This is a genomic window from Promicromonospora soli (genome assembly GCF_014653785.1).
In the GTDB taxonomy this organism is placed as follows: Bacteria; Actinomycetota; Actinomycetes; order Actinomycetales; family Cellulomonadaceae; genus Promicromonospora; species Promicromonospora soli.
Window position 1 is genome coordinate 107788 of sequence record NZ_BNAS01000006.1, and the last position, 21496, is coordinate 129283.

General features: G+C 74.1%; 21 protein-coding genes. 8 read left to right on the forward strand and 13 right to left on the reverse strand.

The genetic code is table 11. From position 1 onward, the window contains the following. Positions 1 to 27 precede the first annotated feature (27 nt). A complete protein-coding gene (locus IE250_RS18705) occupies positions 28 to 939 on the forward strand; it encodes an NADP-dependent oxidoreductase (protein WP_189670821.1) in 912 nt (303 codons plus the stop codon). Here the strand turns inward: IE250_RS18705 and IE250_RS18710 are convergent. From IE250_RS18710 to IE250_RS18740, 7 genes are all read right to left on the reverse strand, one after another. Next, a complete protein-coding gene (locus IE250_RS18710) occupies positions 920 to 1663 on the reverse strand; it encodes a TetR/AcrR family transcriptional regulator (RefSeq protein ID WP_189670822.1) in 744 nt (247 codons plus the stop codon). The genes IE250_RS18705 and IE250_RS18710 overlap by 20 nt on opposite strands. Before the next feature lie 70 nt (positions 1664 to 1733). Then, positions 1734 to 2156 (reverse strand): hypothetical protein, encoded by a 423-nt coding sequence (locus tag IE250_RS18715; RefSeq protein WP_189670823.1) that lies wholly within the window; start codon positions 2154 to 2156, stop codon positions 1734 to 1736. 51 nt (positions 2157 to 2207) lie between these two features. After that, a complete protein-coding gene (locus IE250_RS18720) occupies positions 2208 to 4130 on the reverse strand; it encodes a fumarylacetoacetate hydrolase family protein (protein WP_189670824.1) in 1923 nt (640 codons plus the stop codon). A gap of 111 nt (positions 4131 to 4241) precedes the next feature. Then, positions 4242 to 5291 carry a LacI family DNA-binding transcriptional regulator gene (locus IE250_RS18725; RefSeq protein WP_189670825.1) on the reverse strand — a complete coding sequence of 350 codons (1050 nt, stop codon included), beginning with the start codon at positions 5289 to 5291 and terminating at the stop codon, positions 4242 to 4244. Between the two features lie 108 nt (positions 5292 to 5399). Then, a complete protein-coding gene (locus IE250_RS18730; protein WP_189670826.1) occupies positions 5400 to 6137 on the reverse strand; it encodes an alpha/beta fold hydrolase in 738 nt (245 codons plus the stop codon). 146 nt (positions 6138 to 6283) lie between these two features. Further along, positions 6284 to 7072, reverse strand: a complete 789-nt coding sequence (locus IE250_RS18735; RefSeq protein WP_189670827.1) for a DUF899 family protein — start codon at positions 7070 to 7072, stop codon at positions 6284 to 6286. 161 nt (positions 7073 to 7233) lie between these two features. Further along, the gene (locus IE250_RS18740; RefSeq protein WP_189670828.1) at positions 7234 to 7605 is read right to left on the reverse strand and encodes a GntR family transcriptional regulator; all 372 of its coding nucleotides are present in this window, start codon (positions 7603 to 7605) and stop codon (positions 7234 to 7236) included. A gap of 560 nt (positions 7606 to 8165) precedes the next feature. Here IE250_RS18740 and IE250_RS18745 point away from each other — a divergent pair. The 3 genes from IE250_RS18745 to IE250_RS18755 are packed head-to-tail and all read left to right on the forward strand — an operon-like array spanning position 8166 to position 10233. Beyond that, positions 8166 to 8507, forward strand: coding sequence for a peptidoglycan-binding domain-containing protein (locus IE250_RS18745; RefSeq protein WP_189670829.1), 342 nt, complete (start codon positions 8166 to 8168; stop codon positions 8505 to 8507). 55 nt (positions 8508 to 8562) lie between these two features. After that, positions 8563 to 9552 carry a hypothetical protein gene (locus IE250_RS18750; RefSeq protein WP_189670830.1) on the forward strand — a complete coding sequence of 330 codons (990 nt, stop codon included), beginning with the start codon at positions 8563 to 8565 and terminating at the stop codon, positions 9550 to 9552. A gap of 36 nt (positions 9553 to 9588) precedes the next feature. Further along, positions 9589 to 10233 (forward strand): TetR/AcrR family transcriptional regulator, encoded by a 645-nt coding sequence (locus IE250_RS18755; protein ID WP_189670831.1) that lies wholly within the window; start codon positions 9589 to 9591, stop codon positions 10231 to 10233. Between the two features lie 22 nt (positions 10234 to 10255). On the opposite strand, the gene IE250_RS18760 is transcribed toward IE250_RS18755, so the two are convergent. Continuing rightward, positions 10256 to 12574 carry a glycoside hydrolase family 3 C-terminal domain-containing protein gene (locus IE250_RS18760; RefSeq protein ID WP_189670832.1) on the reverse strand — a complete coding sequence of 773 codons (2319 nt, stop codon included), beginning with the start codon at positions 12572 to 12574 and terminating at the stop codon, positions 10256 to 10258. A 132-nt stretch (positions 12575 to 12706) separates the two neighbouring features. Here IE250_RS18760 and IE250_RS18765 point away from each other — a divergent pair, with 132 nt between their 5' ends. Next, a complete protein-coding gene (locus IE250_RS18765; protein WP_189670833.1) occupies positions 12707 to 13984 on the forward strand; it encodes an MFS transporter in 1278 nt (425 codons plus the stop codon). Between the two features lie 217 nt (positions 13985 to 14201). On the opposite strand, the gene IE250_RS18770 is transcribed toward IE250_RS18765, so the two are convergent. Further along, a complete protein-coding gene (locus IE250_RS18770) occupies positions 14202 to 15677 on the reverse strand; it encodes an FAD/NAD(P)-binding protein (RefSeq protein WP_189670834.1) in 1476 nt (491 codons plus the stop codon). A gap of 22 nt (positions 15678 to 15699) precedes the next feature. Further along, complete coding sequence (locus tag IE250_RS18775) at positions 15700 to 16770, reverse strand: pectinesterase family protein (protein WP_189670835.1); 1071 nt, start codon at positions 16768 to 16770, stop codon at positions 15700 to 15702. Positions 16771 to 16944: 174 nt separating this feature from the next. On the opposite strand from IE250_RS18775, the gene IE250_RS18780 reads away from it, so the two are divergent. Then, a complete protein-coding gene (locus IE250_RS18780) occupies positions 16945 to 18204 on the forward strand; it encodes a cytochrome P450 family protein (RefSeq protein WP_189670836.1) in 1260 nt (419 codons plus the stop codon). A gap of 51 nt (positions 18205 to 18255) precedes the next feature. Here the strand turns inward: IE250_RS18780 and IE250_RS18785 are convergent, their stop codons facing one another. Together IE250_RS18785 and IE250_RS18790 are read right to left on the reverse strand one after the other, a co-directional pair. Continuing rightward, positions 18256 to 19155 carry an alpha/beta fold hydrolase gene (locus IE250_RS18785; protein ID WP_189670837.1) on the reverse strand — a complete coding sequence of 300 codons (900 nt, stop codon included), beginning with the start codon at positions 19153 to 19155 and terminating at the stop codon, positions 18256 to 18258. A gap of 91 nt (positions 19156 to 19246) precedes the next feature. Continuing rightward, the gene (locus tag IE250_RS18790) at positions 19247 to 19867 is read right to left on the reverse strand and encodes a hypothetical protein (RefSeq protein ID WP_189670838.1); all 621 of its coding nucleotides are present in this window, start codon (positions 19865 to 19867) and stop codon (positions 19247 to 19249) included. A gap of 43 nt (positions 19868 to 19910) precedes the next feature. Between IE250_RS18790 and IE250_RS18795 the strand changes: the two genes are divergently transcribed. Beyond that, complete coding sequence (locus IE250_RS18795) at positions 19911 to 20438, forward strand: DUF1990 domain-containing protein (RefSeq protein ID WP_189670839.1); 528 nt, start codon at positions 19911 to 19913, stop codon at positions 20436 to 20438. Here the strand turns inward: IE250_RS18795 and IE250_RS18800 are convergent. Continuing rightward, positions 20435 to 21190 (reverse strand): alpha/beta fold hydrolase, encoded by a 756-nt coding sequence (locus IE250_RS18800; RefSeq protein WP_189670840.1) that lies wholly within the window; start codon positions 21188 to 21190, stop codon positions 20435 to 20437. The two genes, IE250_RS18795 and IE250_RS18800, sit on opposite strands and share 4 nt — an antisense overlap. Positions 21191 to 21272: 82 nt before the next feature. On the opposite strand from IE250_RS18800, the gene IE250_RS18805 reads away from it, so the two are divergent. Beyond that, entirely contained in the window at positions 21273 to 21488 is a 216-nt protein-coding gene (locus tag IE250_RS18805) for a hypothetical protein (RefSeq protein WP_189670841.1), read from the forward strand. Positions 21489 to 21496 lie beyond the last annotated feature (8 nt).

The following is a 21496-nucleotide window of genomic DNA, read 5'->3' on the forward strand; positions in this document are numbered from 1 at the left end:
CTGCTGTCCGGACGGAGAGGACGCACCATGCGTGCAGTGGTTTTTGACCAGTTCGGCGGCCCGGAGGTTCTGCACCTCGGCGAGGTGCCGGAGCCGGAGGCGGGTCCTGGGCGGGTGCGGGTCCGGGTCGAGGCGGTGGGCCTGAACGCCTTCGACGGGAAGGTCAGGTCGGGCGCCATGGAGAGTGCGTTCCGCACGCGGCTCCCCGGGGTGCCCGGGCTGGAGGTCGCCGGTGTCGTCGACCAGGTCGGTTCCGACGTCTCCGGGGTCGCCGTGGGCGACCGGGTCGCCGGCTGGACCAGCCGGGGCGCCGCGGAGCTCGCGATCCTGAAGCTGTGGGCGCCGGTCCCCGACGGGCTCGACGCGGCCCAGGCGGCTGCCCTGCCCGTCGTGGGTGAGGCAGCCCGCCGCGTGCTGCGCATCCTGGGCCCGAAGCCGGGGGAGACCCTGCTGGTGCACGGCGCCAGCGGTGGCATCGGCGGGCTCGTCACCCAGCTCGCGGTCGCGGCGGGGGTGACCGTCATCGGCACGGCGTCGCCGGCCAACCAGGAGCGGGTAGCGGCGTACGGGGCGATCCCCACCACCTACGGCGAGGGGATCGTCGACCGCGTCCGCGCGCTCGCGCCCACCGTCGACGCCGTGCTCGACACAGCGGGCAGCGGCGTCCTCCCCGAGAGCATCGAGCTGCGCGGCGGCACCGACCGGGTCGTCACGCTCGCCGACCCGGCCGCCCCCGGGCTGGGCGTCGAGCTCACCGAGCGGTCCGAACCCTCGGCATCGGAGCTTGCCGAGCTCATCGACCTCGTCGCCCGCGGCGAGGTGCTGGTCCCGGTGGCGAAGGTGCTGCCGCTGGCCGAGGCGGCGCGCGGGCAGCGGCTGGTCGACGAGGGTCGCGCCGGTGGCAAGGTGGTGCTGGTGCCTACCGGCCCGCCTCGCTGACCAGGCTCTCGATCTCCGCGGTGAGGAGGCTGCCGCCGTCGAGCCCCATGCTGTCGAAGGCGCCCACGATCTCCAGGGACACGAGCCCGTGCACGCGGTACCAGGCGGACAGCGCGAACCGCAGCGCCTGCTGCGCGGTACCGGCCGGGGCGCCGAGGGACTGGCCCCACCGCGCCAGCTCTTCTGCGAGGCCGGCGCCGGCGCCGGGGGAGCCGCCGTCGGCCCGCGTCGAGATGCTCGTGCCACGCGGTGCGGCGCCGCCCGGCGTGATCTCCTGGATCGTCGTGACCAGGGCGAGCATGCTCTGGTTGATCGTGCTGACGCTCTCCAGCGGGTTCACCGTCTCGCGCCGGCTGCCCGTGAAGAGCATGGAGTAGCGGCGCGGGTGGTCCAGTGCCCAGCGCCGCCAGGCATGCGCGATGGCGGCCACCCGGTCGGGCGCGGGCCGGTCCGCCGCATCCTGCGCGGCGGCCTCGACGGCGGCGCCGAGGTCCGTGTAGCCGGCCACGACCAGCGCGTCCAGCAGCGCCTCGCGGGACGCGAAGTAGTGGTAGAGCGCGGGCGGCGTCATGCCCATCGCCTTGCCGACCGACGAGAGCGACAGGCCGTGCGCCCCGGCCGCGTCGACGAGCTCCAGCGCCCGCTCGACGATCTCGTCGACCGTCTGCCGTCGGAGCCGTTCGCGGCGCGTCAGCGGCTTGGTGTCGGCGTCGTCCACGGGCATGGCGCGAGCCTAGTGCCGCGACGGGGCGCGTGGCCGGGACTGGGGGGCGACGGGTATCGCGGAGCGCGCGCTATCGCGTGCGCCAGCCCGGGAGCACGCGGTCCAGGGCGTCCGCGAGGGGCACGGACTCGCCGTCCTTGCCGCCCGCACCGAGCGTCAGCGGTGGGCGGCGCGGGTCGGGCCGGACCCCGCGCACGCGGTCGAGGAGGCCGATGGGCGCGGTGAGCACGTAGAAGTCGCCGTCCGTGCTGATGCCGAGCGTGCGGTCGACACGCAGGTACCAGCCCTTCAGCCCGGTGCGCGCGGTGCTTCGGCCGCCGTATCCCTGCACCAGGAGATCCTCGGGGGCGAGCCCGGCGGTCCTCGCGGCGGCCACGAAGTCGCGCAGCATCGCCTCGGCCCGTGCGTGCTCGGCGTCCTGCCGCGCCTCGAGGCGCTCGGCCTGCACGCGGACCGCCTCGGCCCGCTGCCGGGCCCACCCGTCGTCACGCATCCAGGCAGTCTCGCACGTCGGCGAGGACCACCAGCACGTCATGGCCGCGGGTCATGACTCCTGGCCGACTTCCGGCGTGACCCGCGCCCACACCGTGCCCAGGCCCTCGATGCGGGCGGTGATGCGCAGCCCTTCCGCGTACGCCTCGCGGGTGACGAGGAGCCGGGCCGAGGTCGCGCCGAGCGTGACCACGTCGCCGGGGAACAGCGTGATCATGCGGGAGATCGTGGCCAGCAGCTCGCCGGGCCCGGCCGCGTACGCCGCCGTCGAGCCGTACGTCTCGGCGCCTTCCGTCCCGGGGCCGTCGGCGCGGAGCCACATCTCCCGCCCGGCCCAGCCGCCGGGGTCGGGCAGACCGGCGACGGGTGCAAGGGGGCGCGGCGCCGGCAGCACCACGTTGAAGCCGTCGGCCCACCGCCCGTACACGGCGCCGATGCCGCGCTCGCCGGCACCGGCCGGTTCGGCGACGGCGTCGCGGAACGACTGGTCGCACAGTGATACCAGCGGCGTGTACCCGAGCACGAGGTCGTCCAGCGCGGACGTGTCACCGGAGGCCAGCCGCCGTATCACCAGGGCCAGCTCGATCGCGACGACCAGGTCGGTGGCGCGCGGCGGGACCCGCACGGGTTCGCCCGCGGACAGGGCGGTGGCCGGGCCGTTCAGGAAGCGCGGCACGGCCAGCCGCGGCAGGCCGTCCAGGTCGGGCGCGTCCGCAGGGGCACCGTTGCCGAACGAGGTCCAGAAGTGCCGCGCCCCGGAGACAGACCAGTTCTCGGGCGATCCGATCGCCGTCGTGCCGGGCCGTGCGCGCTCGTGCAGCGCGAGCGACCGCACCGCCCACGAGGAGTGCCGGGTGAGGTCGAGCGCGGGCTTGCCGGGCGGGCCGTCAGGCCCGACGCCAGATACCACCACCGGGTTGGCCAGCGCCCCCACGGACTCGATCTCGACCTCCAGGCGCGTGCCCTCCGCGATCTCGCCGGGCGTGACGGGGAGGCCGTCGACGCCCATCGTGCCCAGGTGGATCACGTCGCCCACGTGCAGCGACGCGAACGACGAGTACCAGGCGACCACCCGCTCGATGCCCACCAGCGCGGCGCCGCTGTGCGCGCGGTCGCGCGTGCGGCCCGACTGCCGCGTCCACATCAGGAGGTTGTACGGGTCGCCCACCTCGTCCTTCGTGACGAGGTACGGGCCCATGGGGCACATGGTGTCGGCCTTCTTGCCGCCCCACGAGGCGGTGGCCTGGTACAGCCAGTCCTGGTAGCCGGGCGGCAGCGTGTAGCCGTTCCCGGCGTTGCCCGGCACGACGCCGAAGTAATGGGTGCCGGACACGTCGTTCACCACGGTGTAGCCCGCCACGTGCTCCATCGCCCGCTCGACCGGGATGTACCGGCCCGCCCGGCCGATCACGACGGCCAGCTCCACGTTGTAGGCCATGCTCGGCACGTGGTTGTCGTGCCGCATGACCACGGGCGCGCCCGCGCCCACCACGGCGCCCTGCGGCCGCTGGTGCCCCAGCGGGAACAGGTTCACCAGCGGCACGTCCGGCTTGTTGCGGACGGCCGACGGCGAGTTCGCCACGAGCCCCCAGCACAGGCGCGGCCGGGGGACCGGGGCGAGCAGCTCGACGTCGCCCACCCGGTGGCCCGACCGCGGCAGGATCGTCGCGTCGGTCTGCGCGGCGAACCGCTCGATCGCGGTGACGAGCCGGGACAGGGCCACCAGCCCGGCGTCGTCCAGGGCGAGGAAGCCGACCAGGGTGTCCGGCCACTTGCCGGCGAGAAACCGCGGTGCGGCGGCCGGACCCGAGGACGAGATCGCCGCGTGGGCGGCCAGCGCGGCCTCGGCCCGGGCGGGCTCGACCAGCCACTCCCGGGCGTCCGGCGCGATGTCGTGGTCCTGCCCGGTGTCCGGCTCCCGGACCAACACACCCCAGGTCTCGGCGCCTGCCGCCAGGAAGCTCGCGAGCCTCACGTCTCCTCCTCGCCTCTGCCGGTACCGGTGGAACGCACGATGTCACCAGCATCGTCGTCGGGCGCCGTCATCCGCGCGGTGGTCGGGCAGGTTCACCCGGTGGGTTCCTCGCTAGCGGGGTCTTCCGACCGAGTCGCCGTCGACCGCGGTGCACGCGACGGAGAGCCGGCGCGGGCCGGTGTCGTCGTCCAGGATCTCGAGCAGGAGGGCGACCGCGGCCCGGCCCATCTCCTCGCGCGGGAGCGTGAAGCGCGTCCAGTCGCGGCCGCCCGGGCCGCTCGGCATGGGGCCACCGAGGACGGCGACCGAGAGGTCCTCGGGGATGCGCAGGCCGGCCTCGGCGGCGACCCGCTCGAGGGCGGCGATCGTCCGGTCGTCCTCGAGCGGGTCGATCAGGACCGCGGTGACGCCGTCGGCCAGCCACCGCTCGAGCAGCGCCGCCAGCCGGGCTTCGGCGTCGGAGGCGTCGTCAGGCATCTCGTGGACCGCCTGTTCCGGCAGGCCCGCCTCGTCGACGCCCGCGCGGAACCCAGCCTCGCGGTCGCGCGTGGGCTCCTGCTGGTCGGCGGGCCGCAGGTAGGCGAGGCGCCGGTGTCCGAGGTCGGTCAGCCGGACCACCATGTCCCGCGTCGCGCCCACGTAGTCCGGGGCGACGTAGGAGAGCTCCACGCCGGGCAGCTCACGCCGCCCGATGAAGACGAAGGGGAAGCCCTCGTTGACGAGGTCGGCGAGGTCGGAGCGGTCGATGTGGCGGCCCAGCAGCACGCAGCCGTCGGCGACCTTGAGCCGGTTGATTCCGTCGGAGTAGATGCGGCGCTCGCCCGAGCTGACGGAGCTGAACAGGAGCAGGTCGTACCCGAAGTCGGCCGTGGCCCCCTCGACACCGAGGAGGAACGGGAAGTAGAAGTCCCGCTGGTCCACCGGGAAGACCGGCTCGAACGCGTAGAGGCCGAGCATCTTGTTGCGCCCGCCCTTGAGGCTGCGCGCCGCCGTGTTGACGGTGTAGCCGAGCTTCGTGGCGGCGTCGAGCACGGCGGCGCGGGTGTGCTCGGCGACCTGGCCGCTGGCGTGCCCGCCGCTGATCACCAGGGAGACCGTGGCCTGGGAGACGCCCGCGGCGTGTGCGATGTCCACCTGGGTAGGGCGCCGTCGTTGGCTCATGGCAGACTCCTCGCGCGACCGGCCTGTTGACCGGCTCAATAATACGTATAGAGCACACTATTGAGTTGCGCCGGAGTGCGTCAAGCGGCTCGAAGCCCGGCGCCGGCGCTACCGACCGAGGAAGTGACCGTCCGCAGCGAGGAACTCCGCGGGTGCCTCGTCGTGCACCATGTGGCCCACGGGGATCTCGATGAGCCGCCCGTCGGCGACACCCGCGGCGAAGTCCTTGAGGTCCGCCTGGTCGACATTGCTGGTGGGACCGCCCGCAACGACCAGGACGGGCACCTCGATCCGCAGCGAGTCGTCCCACCAGGCCGGGTCCGGGGCGCTGCGCTGGGCGCGCAGGGCGTTCACCAGCGGCCAGTCGAACGGGACGGGGTGGTCCGGCTCGTCGAACGGCTCGAACGCCGGCCCGCCCGGCCGGGTCGGTGTCGCATCCTCGAGCACGAGCCTCGTCACGCGCCCGGGGAAGCCTGCGGGCAGGGGATCGGTCAGGGCAGCGGTCACCAGGGCGGCCGTAACTGCCCCCATCGAGTGCCCGACGATCGCGACGCCGCGCGGGGCCGGCGCCATCACCTCGCAGAATCCGAGCGTGTCGGCGGTCATCAGCTCGTAGGTGTACTCGCCCGGCCGGTCGCTCTCGCCGTGGCCGCGCGCGTCCGGCGCGAGGACGCGGTAGCCGAGGGCGGCGAGGTCGTCCAGCAGCGGATCCCAGGAGAGCGAGCTCTCGCCGAGCGCGTGCAGCAGGAGCAGCGTCGGCGCGTCCGGGTCGCCGGCCTCGCGGTAGGCGAGGCGCAGGTTGCCGACGTCGACGTGGTGGACCGGGTGCAGCGGTGCGGTGGTCATCTGCGCAAGTATGTCGAGCGCGGGGGCGGCGCCGCGCCGCGGGAACAATGGCATCGGTCCGTTGCCCGGAGATCGGTCAATCGAAGGACCGATCTCAGGGCAACGGACCGAAGTCGACGAGCTCCGTCCGCTGCAGTGCGTGCCGGTCAGTGGTGGTGGTGCGCGCCCGCTGCCACCGGCGTCGCGCCCGGACGGGTCCACTGGATCGTCGGCCGCCCGCCGGTCCAGCTGTTCCCGACGCCGTCCTCGCCGGCCCGCCAGAACCAGCCCGGCGCCTTGCCCTCCGGCCAGCCCTCGGGGCTGTCCTGCCAGGCCTCGAGCCGCCCCCGCGCCGTCATGTCGAGCAGGGCGAGCGCGGGCATGGTCGCCTCCGCGCCGCGGCCGGTGACACTGTTGGTGAGGAACACCCGGTCGCCCCGGCGCAGGAAGCACACCCAGGTGCCGAACTCACCGCCGCCCACCACCTCGTCCTCGGCGTCGAACACGGAGTACCAGTGCTGCGGGTACCCCATGAACTCGACGAACGGCGCGAGCTCCTCGTAGGGCGCCTTCGCGAACACCGCGAACGAGACCCCGCGCGCGTTCAGGTACGCCGGGTTCTGCACCGCCCAGTAGGTCAGGGTGCACCCCTCGCACTGGTTCTCGATCGGCTGGCCGAGGTGCCACATGTGCTTGTAGACGATCAGCTCCTCCCGGCCCTCGAACAGGTCGAGCAGCGTGGTCGGCCCGTCCGGTCCGGCGACGGTGACGGTCCCGTCGACCTCCGTCATCGGCAGCCGGCGCCGGGCCGCGGCGATCGCGTCGCCCTCGTGGGTGTGCGCCTTCTCGCGCACCAGCAGCTCGTCGCGGGCGGCCTGCCAGGTCTCCCGGTCGACGACGGGCGGTACGGCGGCCGTGGTGCTCTGCTCGGTGCGGCTCTCATGGGTGGCGGTCATGACGCTCTCCTTGTTCTGCGTGCTGTTCCGTGGCGTTCCTCGGAGTACTGACGAGCGACCGCCCCGAGGATCATCGGTCGGGCGCCCACCAGGACGACGAACGGCCCGGTCCACGAACGACAGCACACAGCGTCGGCGTCGAGCTCGGAGGACGGGCTCGGTCACGACTCCCGCGACCGCAGCGCCGCCGAGACGATCTCCAGCGCCTCGCCACGGCCGATGCCGAGCGCGCGCACCGTCTGCGCGTACCGCGCCGCCGCGTCCTGGGCGAGCGAGAGGCGCTGGTTGCCGGCCGCGCTGACGAAGGTCCCGGCCCGGCCGCGGGTCTCGACGAGCCCGGCCGCCTCCAGCTCGCGGTACGCGCGGGCCACGGTGTTCACCGCGATGCCGAGCTCGGCCGCGAGCGCCCGCACGGTCGGCAGGCGGGTGCCGACCGGCAGCGTCCGGTCCGCCATCTGCTGGGCGAGCGTGGTGCGCACCTGCTCGAACGGCGGGACGGGGGAGTCGGCGTCGATGCTGATCACGCTCGCCACAGTACCCAGAAAGGGGTCGATTGGGCCTGGGCTCGGTGATAGACATATGGGACATATTCGGAACATGGGGGGCACCGTGGCTGAGGTGTACGAGATCAGGGACGACGACGGGATCGGGCTGGAAGTCCTCGCTGCCGACGCCGAGCCGCGGGGCGACGCCGGCGGCCCGGCGCCGTCCGACGCCGAGCCGACGGCCGCACCACAGGCCGCGCCCGAGCCGGACGGCGAGGTCGAGCCGACGGCGACACCCCAGGCGGCCCTGAGCATCGCGTCGCGCGCGTCCTGGGGCGCCCGGTACCCGGACGGCGACCTGACACTGACCGGCCTCGCGGTCGAGGTGTTCGTGCACCACTCGGTCACGGCCCAGCTCTCTGCGGACGCGAGCATCGCCGCCGAGGCCGAGCAGATGCGGGCGCTGGTGGACCCAGGCCGCGCGGCTGTACGGGCACCGCGACATCTCGCAGACCGCGTGCCCCGGCCGGTACCTGTACGCGCGCATCGACGACATCCGAGCGGGCTCAGGATCCACCCCGCCCAGCCCGGGGGAGCCCGGCGGCCTCGTGGTGGACGGCTTCTGGGGGCTGTCCACCACCCGCCGCCTGCAGCAGGAGCTCGGCACCACGGTGGACGGCATCGTCTCGTCGCAGAGCGTCGCCTGGCGCGACAGCAACCCCGGCCTCACGACGGGCTGGCGGTGGGTCTCCAACGCCCAGGGCTCGCGCGTGATCGCCGCGCTCCAGCGCAGGATCGGCATGGACTCGGGGCAGCGCGACGGCAAGATCGGCCCGCAGACCATCCGCGCCCTCCAGCGCTACCTGGGCACGCCCGTGGACGGCGTCATCTCCCGCGAGTCCAGCGCGGTCATGGCGCTGCAGCGACGCCTGAACGCGGGCCGGATCTGATCCGGCCGGAGCGGGCTCCGATGGCCGGTCCACGATCGCCGTTACCCTCGCGTCCATGACCGACGCCGCCCAGCGCCCTGCCCCTGCCCGCACCCCGGAGCTCTTCCCGCTCGGCCACGCGCCCCGGCCCGCCGACGGCGCCGACCTGGCCGCCCGCATCCGCGCCGCGCTCGCGGACGAGCTCGGTGGCCGGGCCGCCGGGCTCGACCAGGCGTCGGTCACCGCGGTGCTCGACGGCGCCGACATCGCCTCCGCGGACATCGACCTGTCGGGCGTCGTCCTGCGCCTCGACGAGGCTACGGCGCTGAGCGGCCCAGCCGACGGGCACGTTCCGGGAACAGCCGCCGGAGCAGCGGCCGACGCAGCGAAGCGGTGGACTCCCGACGTCGTCCGGCGCGAGCCCGGGACGCTGCGCCGCGTGCGCGTGGACGCGCACCCGCTCGTCGCCGTGGACCTGCCGGTCGACATCACGGCGGAGCTCGACGGCCTCCGCTTCGACTGGGTCGAGGGTTCCGACGGTCGGGTCGGCGTCCAGCCGGTGGAGCCGACCGGCGCGCACCCGGTCTCGGGCCACGTGCGGATCGCCGCCGAGAAGGCGGGCCTGGTCGCGACGGCCCGCGGCCTGCTGGCCGTGGTCCTGCAGCAGCAGGGCGTCACGCTGACCGGGCTGGACGTGGACCTGGTCTCGCAGGGCCCGCGCGCGGCGATCCTCCGGGTCGACGCCGGCGTCAAGAAGGGTGTGTTCCTCTCCGCCCGGGTGCAGGCGACGGCGTCGGTCAGCATCGACGCGAACATGGTGCTCGCGGTGCGCGACGTGCAGCTCGCGAGCGGGAACCCGCTCGTCGCGGCCCTGCTCGGGACCGTCAAGGGCCGGGTCGAGGCCGCCACCAGCCGGGACATCGACCTCGCCAAGCAGCTCCCGGACGGCGTCCGGCTGGCGGACGTGCGGCTGGACGTCGGGAAGCACCTCGTCGTGAGCGCGCGGCTGGCGGACGCCGGGCTGGACGTCGGGCCGCACGACGCCGTGAGCGCGCGGCCGGTCTGACGCCGTGGCGCGGCCCGGCCGAGGTACGTTGGGGGCATGCCCGTGAGTGCCGAGACCAGCCGTCCCACCAGGTCCGGCGCCGCCGGCTCGCGCGGCGGTTACGCCAAGGGCCGCGCGACGCAGCAGGAGATCATCCGGGCGGCGATCCTCGTGTTCGCCGACGTCGGCTTCCACGGCGCCTCCCTGCGCGACATCGCGGCTCGCGTCGGCATCTCGCACCCGGGCCTGCTGCACCACTTCCCGACCAAGGCGGCCCTGCTGAAGGCGGTGCTCGAGTACCGCGACGCGGTGGACGAGGAGTCGTTCCAGGAGGACATCGCGCGCGGCACCGACTACTTCGAGGCGCTGCTCAACGTCGTCGAGCGCAACCGGCTGCGCCGTCCGCTCGTGGAGCTGTTCGCCGGGCTGTCCACCGAGGCGACGTCGCCGGAGCATCCCGCCCACGAGTACTTCCAGCGCCGGTACACGCGCGTGGTGCACGAGCAGTCCGAGCTGCTCCGGGAGCGAGCCGCGCAGGGCAGGCTGGCTCCCGGAGTCGACCCGGATCAGGCGGCGCGCACCGTGGTGGCACTCATGGACGGGCTGCAGGTGCAGTGGCTGCTGTCCCTCGAGCGCCCGGGCGCCGACCGCATAGACATGGCCGCCGACCTGCGCGCCTACCTGACCCTGATCCTGCGCTGACCCCGGCGCGGGTGGAGCGGGTTCAGGCGTTGGCCTCCGCCAGGAGCGCCGCGAGCCGGTCGCGGTCGAGCCCGCCCATGCCGAAGTCGGCGACGACGGCGAGCGGCATGTCGCCGATCATGCCGAGCATGTCGTCGGCGACGGCGCCCCCGTGCACCATGGCGTGGACCCGGGGTCCGACGACGGGGTGGTCCATCGCCTCGGCCACCGTGGACAGCCCCTCCAGCGGGAGCCGCACGTCCTCGCCGTCGACCACGACGGTGGCCGAACCGCGCAGGTCGCGCGACGAGGCGCCGACCGAGACCACGAACTCGCCGCCCTCGACCACCCAGCGGCGCAGCACGGGGTGCCAGTAGGACAGGTCGCGGGCCGTGAGGTCGAAGGTGAGCTCACGCGACTCGCCCGGGGCGAGCTCGACCTTGGCGAACGCCTTGAGCTCGCGCTCCGGGCGGAGCACCTGCGCCACGGGGTCGCCGACGTACACCTGGACGACCTCCGCGCCGGCCCGCTCGCCCGTGTTGGTCACGGTCGCGCGGACCCGGACCGCGGGGTCGCCGTCGGGCCCGTCGCCCACCTCGGCCGTGACGCCGTCGTACGCGAACGTCGTGTACGACAGGCCGTGCCCGAACGGGTAGGCCACCTCTGCCTGCCGCGCGTCGTACCAGCGGTAGCCCACCAGGACACCCTCGCCGTAGCGCACGTGCCCGAGCTCGCCGGGGAAGTTCCCGTGGGACGGGTTGTCGACGAGCCGCAGCGGCAGCGTCTCGGCCAGGCGCCCGGCCGGGTTCACCGCGCCGAGCAGGACGTCGACGACGCCGGAGCCGCCGGCCTGGCCGCCGAGCCAGCCCTCGACGACTGCCGGCGCGAGGTGCTGCCAGGGCGCCACCGAGACGGCCGAGCCGTTCGCCAGCACGACCACGATCCGCGGGTTGACCGCGGCGACGGCCTCCAGCAGCGCGATCTGCCCGCCGGGCAGGTCCATGTGCTCGCGGTCGAAGCCCTCCGACTCATAGGAGGCGGGCAGCCCGAGGAACACCAGCACCGTGCCCGCGGTGCGGGCGACCTCGACCGCCTCGGCGCGGAGGGCCTCCTCCTGGGCGGCCGCGGCGGCCAGGTCGGGCGCGTCCACCGTGTACCCGGCGGCGAACGGCACCTCCGCACCCGTCGCGGCGCGCAGCGCGGACAGCGCGTCGTCGAGCCGCGTCGGGTTGACCTGGGAGGACCCGGCGCCCTGGTAGCGGGGCGTGCGGGCCAGCTCGCCGACCACGGCTACGCCGTCGCCCGACGCGAGGGGCAGCAGCGGTGCGGGGATGCCGTCGTTCTTCAGCAGCACCGTGCCGGCGGCCGCGGCCTCCCGGGCGAGGGCGTGGTGGGCGTCGGCGTCGTAGCCCGCGGAGGTGCCCGGCCCGGTCAGGTCGAGTGCCGCGCTGTCGAGTGCCGGCAGAGCGCGCGCGACCAGGTGCAGCACGCGGCGCGCGGCGACGTCGACCACTGCCTCGTCGAGCCGGCCCTCGCGCACGGCCGTGACCACGTCGGCGTCGGTCCGGCCGCCCGAGGCGGGCATCTCGAGGTCGAGCCCGGCGGCGACGGCGGCCACCCGGTCGCGCACCGCGCCCCAGTCGGACATCACGAGACCCTCGAAGCCCCACTCGTCGCGCAGCACCTCGGTCAGCAGCCAGTGGTTCTGCGACGCGTACACGTCGTTGATCTTGTTGTAAGAGCACATCACGGTCCACGGCTGCGCCTGCTTGACGACGTGCTCGAACCCGGCGAGGTAGATCTCGCGCAGGGTGCGCTCGTCGACGTCCGCCGAGACGCGCATGCGGTCGGCCTCCTGGTTGTTGGCGGCGAAGTGCTTGAGAGACGTGCCCACGCCTTGCGACTGGATGCCGGCCACGAGCGCGGCGCCGAGCTTGCCGGCGATCACCGGGTCCTCCGAGAGGTACTCGAAGTTGCGCCCGTTCAGCGGCGACCGCTTGATGTTGATCCCCGGGCCGAGCAGCACGGCGACGTCGTTGGCGCGCGTCTCGCGGCCGAGCGCCTCGCCGACGCGGCGCAGCAGCGCGGGGTCCCACGTCGAGCCGAGCGTGGCCGCCGTCGGGAAGCAGGTGGCGGGCACCGAGTTGCCTAGGCCTAGGTGGTCGGGGGACTCGGCCTGCTTGCGCAGGCCGTGCGGGCCGTCGGTGACCATGACGCCCGGTACGGCGACGCCGTCCCGGCCGACCGGCTGCGTCGTCCAGAAGTCCAGACCCGACAGCAGCGAAGCCTTCTCCTCGAGCGTGAGCCCGGCCAGCACGTGCTCGACGTCGAACGCGCGGCTCGGTGTGGTGGCGATGGACATGATGCGCTCCCTTGCTTCTAAACCGACCGAGTGGTAGATATTCAAAAACTACCACTCGGTAGGCCCGGCGGAGTAGCGGCCGTCCGACAGCCGATCACCACGGGGCAGCGCTGCCCCGCCCAGGAGTCACTCATGGCATCCACCGATTCGAGCCTTGCTGCGGTCGCGGCGCAGCGGCGAGCTGGGGGAACCGGCCTCGTCGTCGCGTACGTCGCGGCCTTCTTCGCCCTCTACGTGGCGCTCCTGACCCCGGTCATGAGCACGCTGGCGCTGCGGGTCAGCGCCCTGTCCACGCCCGACGCCCGCGCGGGTGACCTCGCGCTGGTGACCGGCGTCGGCGCGTTCTTCGCGTTCGTGGCGAACCCGCTGGCAGGCGCGCTGTCCGACCGCACCACGTCGCGCCTCGGCATGCGACGCCCCTGGCTGCTCTGGGGCGTGCTGCTCGGCTCGGTCGGCATCACGATCATCGCGTTCGCGCCGAACATCGCCCTCGTGATGGTCGGCTGGGCCATCACGCAGACGGCGTTCAACGGCACCCAGGCCGCGCTTCAGGCACTCCTGCCCGACCAGGTCGACGAGCTGTCGCGCGCCCGCGTGTCCGGCTGGCTCGGCATCGCGCAGAACTTCGCGCCGCTCGCCGGCGTCGGCATCGCGGCAGGACTCACCGCTGCGGGCACAGGCCCGGTCTGGCTGTTCCTGCTGCCCACCTTCCTGGCGCTCGCGGGCGTGCTGACCCTCGTTGCCGTCCTGCGGGACCGCCGCCTTGCCCCGGCCGACGTCGAGCCGTTCCACCTCGGCCGATTCCTTGCGGGATTCTGGGTCTCGCCGCGCAAGCACCCGGATTTCGGGTGGGCCTTCGCGGGGCGGTTCCTGCTGCTGTTCGGCTTCGCGCTGTACAACAGCTACCAGGTCTACTTCCTGCAGGACCGGTTCGGCATGGACGAGCCGACGGCCCTGGGCTGGCAGCTGCGGCTCATGCTGGTGCAGGCCGCCGTGCTGCTCCTGGCCGGTTCGGCGGGCGGCGCCCTGTCGGACCGCACCGGCCGGCGCAAAGTCTTCGTCATCGTGTCCACCGTGCTGGCGGGCGCCGGCCTGGTCACGTTCGCCTTCGCCGGCGTCCCAGCCCACCTCTACTTCGGGGCGGTGCTGTTCGGCGCGGGCCTGGGCGCGTACTTCGCCGTCGACCTGGCGCTCGTGACCGACGTCCTGCCCAACCGCGAGACGGAGGCCGCGAAGAACATGGGAGTGTTCAACATCGCCAACGCCCTGCCGCAGTCGCTGGCGCCGGCCCTGGCTCCGACGCTGCTGGCAATCGGGTCGGGCGGCAACTACACGGCGATGTTCCTGGCGGGCGCCCTCGTGGCGGTCGTCGGCGCCGTGAGCACGATGTTCATCAAGGGGGCGCGGTGAGGTACGCCCTCGACCAGAGCTTGAGGGCTGGCCGAGTCTCGACCTTGACTTGAACCTGAGGTTCGCGGGCGCCGGACGCGCAGGCCACCGACGTGACCAGCGCGCCCGCGCTTGGTCGTCAGGGGCCTCTGGGGGGAACACATACACGTGGGGCGAGGTAACGCTCAGGGAGCATTGCTAAGTCAGCGTTACGTGTCCCCATCGCATGTGGTTCCCCTCAGGGGTGAGGGAGCGCCGCGCTGAGGGAGCGCCGCGCCGCGCCGAGCAGCTCGTCCGCGAGCTGCGCGGCCTGACGGCGCAGGTCCGGCACGGAGGTGCACTCCCACTCGAGCCCGCGCCGGGCCAGTCCCATGGCCCGCAGCCGCGGGTGGCCGACGCCGGCGGCGTCCACCAGGGCGGCGTCCGGCGTGAGGTCGAGGCCGGTGCCGAGCGGGTGCGGCCGCACGAGGCCGCGGGCGACGAGGGCGTCCACCAACGGGTTCCAGCCGGGGGAGGTCAGGGGCGGCAGGCCGGTGGCGCCGACGACGAGGTCGAACGAGCGGGGGTCCCACTCGTTCCCGCCGCGCACGCTCGCGACGGTGCCGACGGTGAGCACGCCGTCCGCGACGAGCTGGTCCACGTGGGTGCGCATCGCGTGCGACATGCGGTGCCGCACGTTCTCCCAGGAGCGAGCGTGCTCGCGCTGGAACGTCGCCCGCTCCTCGGCGCTGAGCCGTGCCCAGACGGGGTTGACCTGCGGCCGGACGGCGTCGATCACGGCGCGCCAGTCGCGGCCGGCGGCCCGCTCGGCGCTGATGCGGCCGCGCACGTGGTCGAGCGCACGGGCGAGCGTGAGCGTGCGTCGCGCGCCGTCCTCGTCGCGCACGTCGTCGCTGCTGTGCCCGTAGCCACCGGTGCCACTGCCGCCGGCGCCTAGGTCCACCTCGACAGCGGGCGGCAGCGGGTCGGGCGCGTGCGCCGCGGGCAGGGCGCCGCCCCGTGAGACGGCCGTGAACCGCGCGTCGGGCAGCAGCGGGTGCAGGTGGGCGACGACGTCGAGCGTGGTCAGCCCCGTGCCCACGACCAGAACCCGCCGGGCGCCTGCCGCGCGGGCGTCGAGATCGGGGGACCACGGGTCCGCGACGTAGCGGTCGCCCCACGGCTCGTACTCGGGCAGCCGCACCGGCGGCGGTGTGCCGAGCGCGAGGACCGCGGAGTCGGCGCGCAGGGTGCCGCCGTCGGCCAGGGTGAGTGTGACGCCCGCTCCGTCCCCACGGCCCGGGCCGACGGCGCCGCCCGCTCCGTTCCCGACACCGAGCCCGTCCTCGACGTCGACCACCGTTCCCCGCACGTGCCGCAGGCTGCTGCCGTCGGGCACGGGGCTCGACGACAGCAGCTCGGTGAGGTAGCGCCCGAAGTCGGCGCGCTGCAGGAATGTGCCCGGCTCGGCGGGCACCCCGGCGGACGCGCACCAGCGCAGCAGGTGCTCGGGGTCGTCGTCGAAGGCGCTGAGCCGGGCGACCACGGCGTTGAGCGTGTGCCGCGGGTCCGTGGTCCGGTAGGGCAGGCCGCGGCCGGGCGTCTCGGCAGGGTCGACGAGCAGCACGTGCACGCCGCCGTCCGCCCGCCCGGACGACGCCGCGGCGCGCAGCAGGTGGGCCGAGAGGATGACGCCGGCGGCGCCACCCCCGACGACGGCGATGGTCCGCGGCATGGCCCGAGGATAACGGTTGGACCTACCCCTCGGTCTGGGGTGCCCACCCGTCGTCGCCCGCGAGGTAGTCGGCGATCTCGTGGTCGGCGGCCTCGGCGTCGGTCAGCTGTGGCCGGTCGGCGTTCACCAGGGCGCCCGGGCCGCCGTTGTCGTACTCGGCGTTGCTGCCCTCGGCCCAGTCGTAGCCGGACATGGTGGTCCACGGGTCGGCCTTGAGGTACGTGCCGAGCCACGTGTCGCGGACGACGGCGCGCGGGTCGTTGTCCGGCGCGCTGGAGGGGTGCCAGGGCCGGCCCAGGAAGTAGGAGCCGTCGCGGGCCTGCGACACGATCTTGCTGTCGATGACGAGGAACCCGCGAGAGAACTCTGCCGACGTGCTCGGCGCGAGCACGTACCCGCTCGGGTCGGAGCTCCGGGGCAGCGCGTTGATCGTCGTGTCGTCCAGGACGGCCGTGGCGCGCCCGAAGATGAAGTCGACGTCGCCCTCGACATAGCTGTCGTGCACGTACACCCGGCCCGGGACGGTTGCCGACGGCGAGTCCAGGTACAGCGTGTCCTGGTTGCCGAGGAACCGGACATTCTCGAATGCCACCCGGTCGGCCGCGGTCTTCACCGCGACGGCCTGGTGGCCGGTGAACTCCGGGTGCGCGGCCTCGTCGAAGGCGTTCTCGAAGGTCACGGCCTCAGCGCGGAAGTCGGCGCCCTTGATCGTCACCGACGCGCTGCCGGTGGTGCCCCAGGTGCCGCCGCCCGGCTTGGGCGTGCCCGCGGCGCGGTCGTCGGTGATGACCACGTCGTCCGGGTCGCCCGTGACGCCGAGGAACGAGAGGCGCTGGTGCGCTGCGTCGACCACCACCTGGCCCGCGTACCGGCCGGGCTCGAACACGATCTCGACCCGCCCGGCGAAGTCCGTCGGCGCGAGGTCGACGGCCTCCTGGGCTGTGGTCGCGTCCCCGGAACCATCGGCGGCCACCACGATGCGCACGACGTCGGCGGCCGACGGGCATGGCGTCGCCGGAACTCCGCCGAACAGCGGGGTCAGGACGAGGGACGGGGTCAGGACGAGCGCGGGCAGTGCTGACAGTGCGGGCATCGTTGCCTCCGGTCTACGGCGCCGGCTCCACATGTGAGAAACCGGTTTCTCGGTACAGGAAAGCACAGCCCGCACCTGCGGGACAAGGGTCGACCTGATTGCCGCGCATCGGACATGAGGTACATTCCGGCTAAACGACTTTGCGCGCTTGTCGCGCCCAAGAACCGGGGAGCCATGACAGTCACGACGACCACCCAGTCGGAGCGCCTGGCCGACCTGGCCGACCTGACGCCGCTCAGCGAGACGACCACCAGCGCCGATCCCGCGGCGGTCTACGAGCGGCTGCGCGCCCGGTGGGGCAACGTGGCGCCCGTGCTCCTGGAGCCCGGCGTGCCGGCCTGGCTCGTGCTGGGGCACCAGGAGCTGGCCACGGTGCTGCGCAACGAGGGTCTGTACGCGCGGGACTCCCGCAACTGGGGCCTGCTCGCGGACGGCACGGTCAAGCCGGACGGCGGCGTGGGCGGAGTCCTCGCCCCGCGCGACGGCCTCTACTACGTCGACGGCGCGCGGCATCGCCACCTGCGGCGCCTCATCGACGACGCGTTCGAGGGCGTCGACGAGCACCGCCTCGCGGCCATGGTCGAGCAGTGGTGCGACCTCGCGCTGGACCGCGTGCTGGCCGCGGGCGAGGCCGATCTCGTCAGCGACTACGCCCGGGCCGTGCCCCTGCTCGTGATGTCCACGATGTTCGGGCTCGACCCTGACCAGGCGCGCGCGATGCTCCGCCACTCGCGGCGGGTCTTCGAGGCCAAGGGGGCGGCGGGCGGAGAGGCGCTGAACGCCCAGCGGAGCCTCATCGCGGACCTGGTGGCGAACCGCCGCGCGGCGCCGTCGGACGACATGGTCTCGACGATCCTGCGCCACGCCAGCCAGCCCACCGACGGCGATGTCCAGAGCGCCGTCTCGGCGACGCTCATCCTGGGCAGCGAGTGGGAGGTCGCGTGGATCACGCAGGCGCTGCGCATGCGGCTCACCGACCCGCGGTTCGACGGACGGTCGGGCGGGCGGATGTCGGCGTCGGACACCCTGGAGGCCACGCTCGGCTCGACGCCGCCGGCCATCAATACCGGACCCCGTTTCGTGCTGGCCGACACCACGCTCGGCGGGCGCAAGATCTGGGCGGGCGACGCCGTCGTGCCGGGCATCCTGGGCGCGAGCGCGGAGTCGCGCGCCGCCGGCGACGACATCTGGCTCGAGTCCGGCAATCTGTCCTATCTCACGTGGGGCGCCGGCCCGCACGCCTGCCCGGCGCGCCGTCCGGCCACGGTGATCGCGCAGGTCGCGGTCGAGGTGGCGCTGCGCCGCCTCGGCGGCGTCGCGCTGACCGTGCCGCCGGAGTCCCTGCGCATGACGGGGACGCTGTGGTCCGTGGTGCCGCGGGAGCTCCCGGTGCGGTTCGAGGTACCCCGCCCGGTCAAGCGACCGGCCCCCTGACCCGTCACGTGATCGGCCCGCTGACCCGTAGGTGACTGGCCGGCTGGCCCGTCAGGTGACCGGTCGGCCGGCCGGTGCGGTGATCGCGAGGACCTCCGGCACGACCACACCCCAGGCGATGCGCGGCGGGTACTGGTGCCCGACCCCCGGCAGCAGCACAAGCCGGGCGCCCGGGATGGCGGCGGCCAGCGCGGCGCCGTGCTCCGGCGGGAAGAGCGGGTCGGCCGCGCCGTGCAGCACCAGCGTGGGCACGGCGACGTCGGCGAGCGTGCCGCGCAGCGGGCTGCCCTCGACCAGGAAGTGGTTGGCGGCGGCGGCCGGGTCGATCGAACGCTCCACGACCCGGCGGGCCGCGGCGAGCGAGGCCGCCTCGTCGTAGCCTGGCCCGGCATACGCCCGTTCCGCCTCGGCGAGGGACCGCGCGACGGCGTCCGGGTCGCCCCAGTCCGGGTCCGGCGGCGGGCTGGCGAGCTGCGCCTGGATCTCCGGGGCGGGCCCGGGCAGGCTCGGGCCGTCGGTCGCGCGCACGACCGGGCTCGTCGACATCAGCGTGAGCGACGCGACGCGCTCAGGATGCTCGATCGCGACCTGCTGGGCGATCCCGCCGCCCATCGAGACACCGAACAGGTGCGCGCGCTCGATCCCGAGCGCGTCGAGCAGCCGGACCGGGTCCCGTACCAGGTCGTCCCCCGTGTACGACGGCGCCCCCGGCGGGTCGGTCCGGGACCGCCCGGTGTCCCGGTGGTCGTAGCGGATGACGAATCGCCCGGAGGCGCCGCCGGGTGAACCGGCGCGTGTGTCGCCTGCCGCCAGCGCCCGGCAGAAGTCCTCGTCCCACCAGTCCATGGCGCTCGTCACCCCGCCGATCAGGAGGATCGCGGGGTCGGCCGGGTCGCCGAAGGTCTCGGCGCACAGCTGCGCGCCCGGTACGTCGAGGATGGTCTCGGTCATGTCTGTCCGACGCCGGGTCCGCCGCAAACTCATCGGTCCGCTCCGGTCCTCTCTGCTCCGGTTCGACGCCGACGCCGATGCCGGAACCGGGTCAGAGCCCGAGGATCAGCGCGATGACCGCGATCAGCGTCGCAGCGCCGGCCCCGGTCCAGGAGATCAGGATGTGCTGCCGGGTGCGCTCGCGGGCGGCGTCGAACTCGGTCCGGAGGGCCTCGAACTCCTTGTGGGCAGCGTCGATCTCGGCGCGGGCCGCCTGGAGCTGGGCGTCGGCCCTGGCCGCCGTCGCGTGGGCGGTGGCCGCATCGGTGCGGGCCGCCGTCGCCTCTGCCCTGGCCGCCTCCGCCGCGGCGCGCGCGGCGTCGGCGTAGGCGCGGGCCGCTTCTGCCTCCGCCCCCGCGTGGTCGGCTGTCGCCAGGGCGGCCGCTGCGAGGGCCGCGCCGTTGTCGGCGGCCTGTTGCGGGTGCGCCCGCGTGGCGGCCTCGATCTGGGGGGCCTGACCCGCCGGGTAGACCACCTGGGTCACCTGCCCGTGCGCATCGGCGGGCCGGACCTGGGTCTCGGTGCGGGAGAGCTGGTTCTGCACCTCGGCCTTGAGGTCGGACAGGAAGGGCCCCAGCCCCCGGGCCCTGCGCTCCTTGGCGGAGGCGTGCCGAGGGACACCCCCTGGCTGGGTCGGGGCGTCGAAAGCGGTGGGCTCGTGTTCGGTCGCCATGGGTGAGAAAGGTACACGCGCGGCCGGCCGATAGGGTTCCCGGATGCGACTGACCCGGCCCGACCTCCCGCAGGTCCTGCAGCGCTACGCCAAGGAGCTGCCGGTGGCGGACCTCGGCTGGCTGGACGCGCCGCCGTCGGGCAGCCGGGTGCTGCGCGAGCGCGTGGCGCTCGGCCCGGGCGCGACGCTCGAGGCCACCGCCGAGGCGCTGTTCGGCTGGGACATCCACCGCGGCGCCGGGCTGGTCGTCGCGCCGAGCGGGCCGGCGGAGGTCGGCGTGACCGTGGTGCAGGCCGTGCGGGTGGGCCCGCTGTGGTTCACCGCCCCGTGCCGGGTGGTCGACGTCGTCCGGGAGCCCGACGAGGTCGGCTTCACGTATGCGACGCTGCCGCACCACCCGGAGACCGGCGTCGAGGCCTTCCGTGTGCTGCGTACCGGCGACGGCCTAGCCTTCGAGATCCATGCGGTGGCCCGGCACGACTTCTGGGGCTCCCGGATCCTGCCGCGGATCGCCCACCGCGTGCAGGACCGGGTGACACGCGGCTACCTGGCGACGGCCCAGCGCGGCTAGCCGGGGAGCTCGGCGAGGAAGTCCGTGATGAGCGTCGTTACTTCGGACGGGCGCTCCAGGTTCGGCAGGTGCCCGGCCCAGCCGAGCTGGGTGTGCTTGGCACCGGGGATGCGCCCGGCCAGGTGGTTGGCCACGGCGCGGAAGTGGTCGAGGTCCTGGCCACCGGAGACGATCAGGGTGCGGGCGGTGATGGCTCCGAGGTCGATCTCCGGGCCGGCTTCCTGGTTGATGTCGTCGCCGGCGCCGAGCTGGACCTGGAAGGCGTGGCGCTGCATGGTGCGTACCAGCTCGCGAGCGTCGTCGTCGGCGTCGGGCCCGAGCCAGGTGGCGACGTTGAGCTCCGTGGCGCCGTCGACGTCGCCGGCCTCCAGGAGCGCGTCCTCGCGGCGCGCGAACCGCTGCAGAGAGCGGGTCGCGGGGAGGGCGAAGGCGGAGTTCAGGAGCACCAGGTGGGACACGAGGTCGGGCCATGCGGAGGCCACCTGGAGCGCGACGTTGCCGCCCGCCGACGCCCCGACGATCGCCACCGGACGCTCGCCCAGCGAGGCGAGCAGGGCCTGGACGTCGCTCGCGTTGTCGAACGGCTCGCTGGTCAGCGGGGTGTCGCCGTAGCCGCGCAGGTCGCACAGGATGACTCGGTACCGCTGAGCCAGGGGAGCCACCTGCGGGTCCCACATCCGGGAGTCGGCGACGCCGGCGTGCAGGAGCAGGACGGCGGGGCCGGAGCCCGTGATGTCGTGGCTGAGAATCATCCGCCGACCGTAAGGGTGGCGGTGCCAGAGTGGCCAGCGCATTCGGTGGACTCCAGTCGGGGCGACGGGTAGGCTCGAACACATGTACGAATCAACGGAGGGTCAGGCGCCGAGCCGGCCGGGCGCACCCGGAGCGGGGTCGCCGGTCGACGCGGCGCTCGCAACGCTGCTCGACGAGGTGTTCGCCGGCCCCCGGGTCATGTACGCACCCGTCAGGGAGTCGCCGGTCTATTACCGGGGGCACCGACGCCGGCGCTTCGTGCTGCGCGCCGGCGCCGACCTCGATGATCCGCGCTGAGCCTGCCC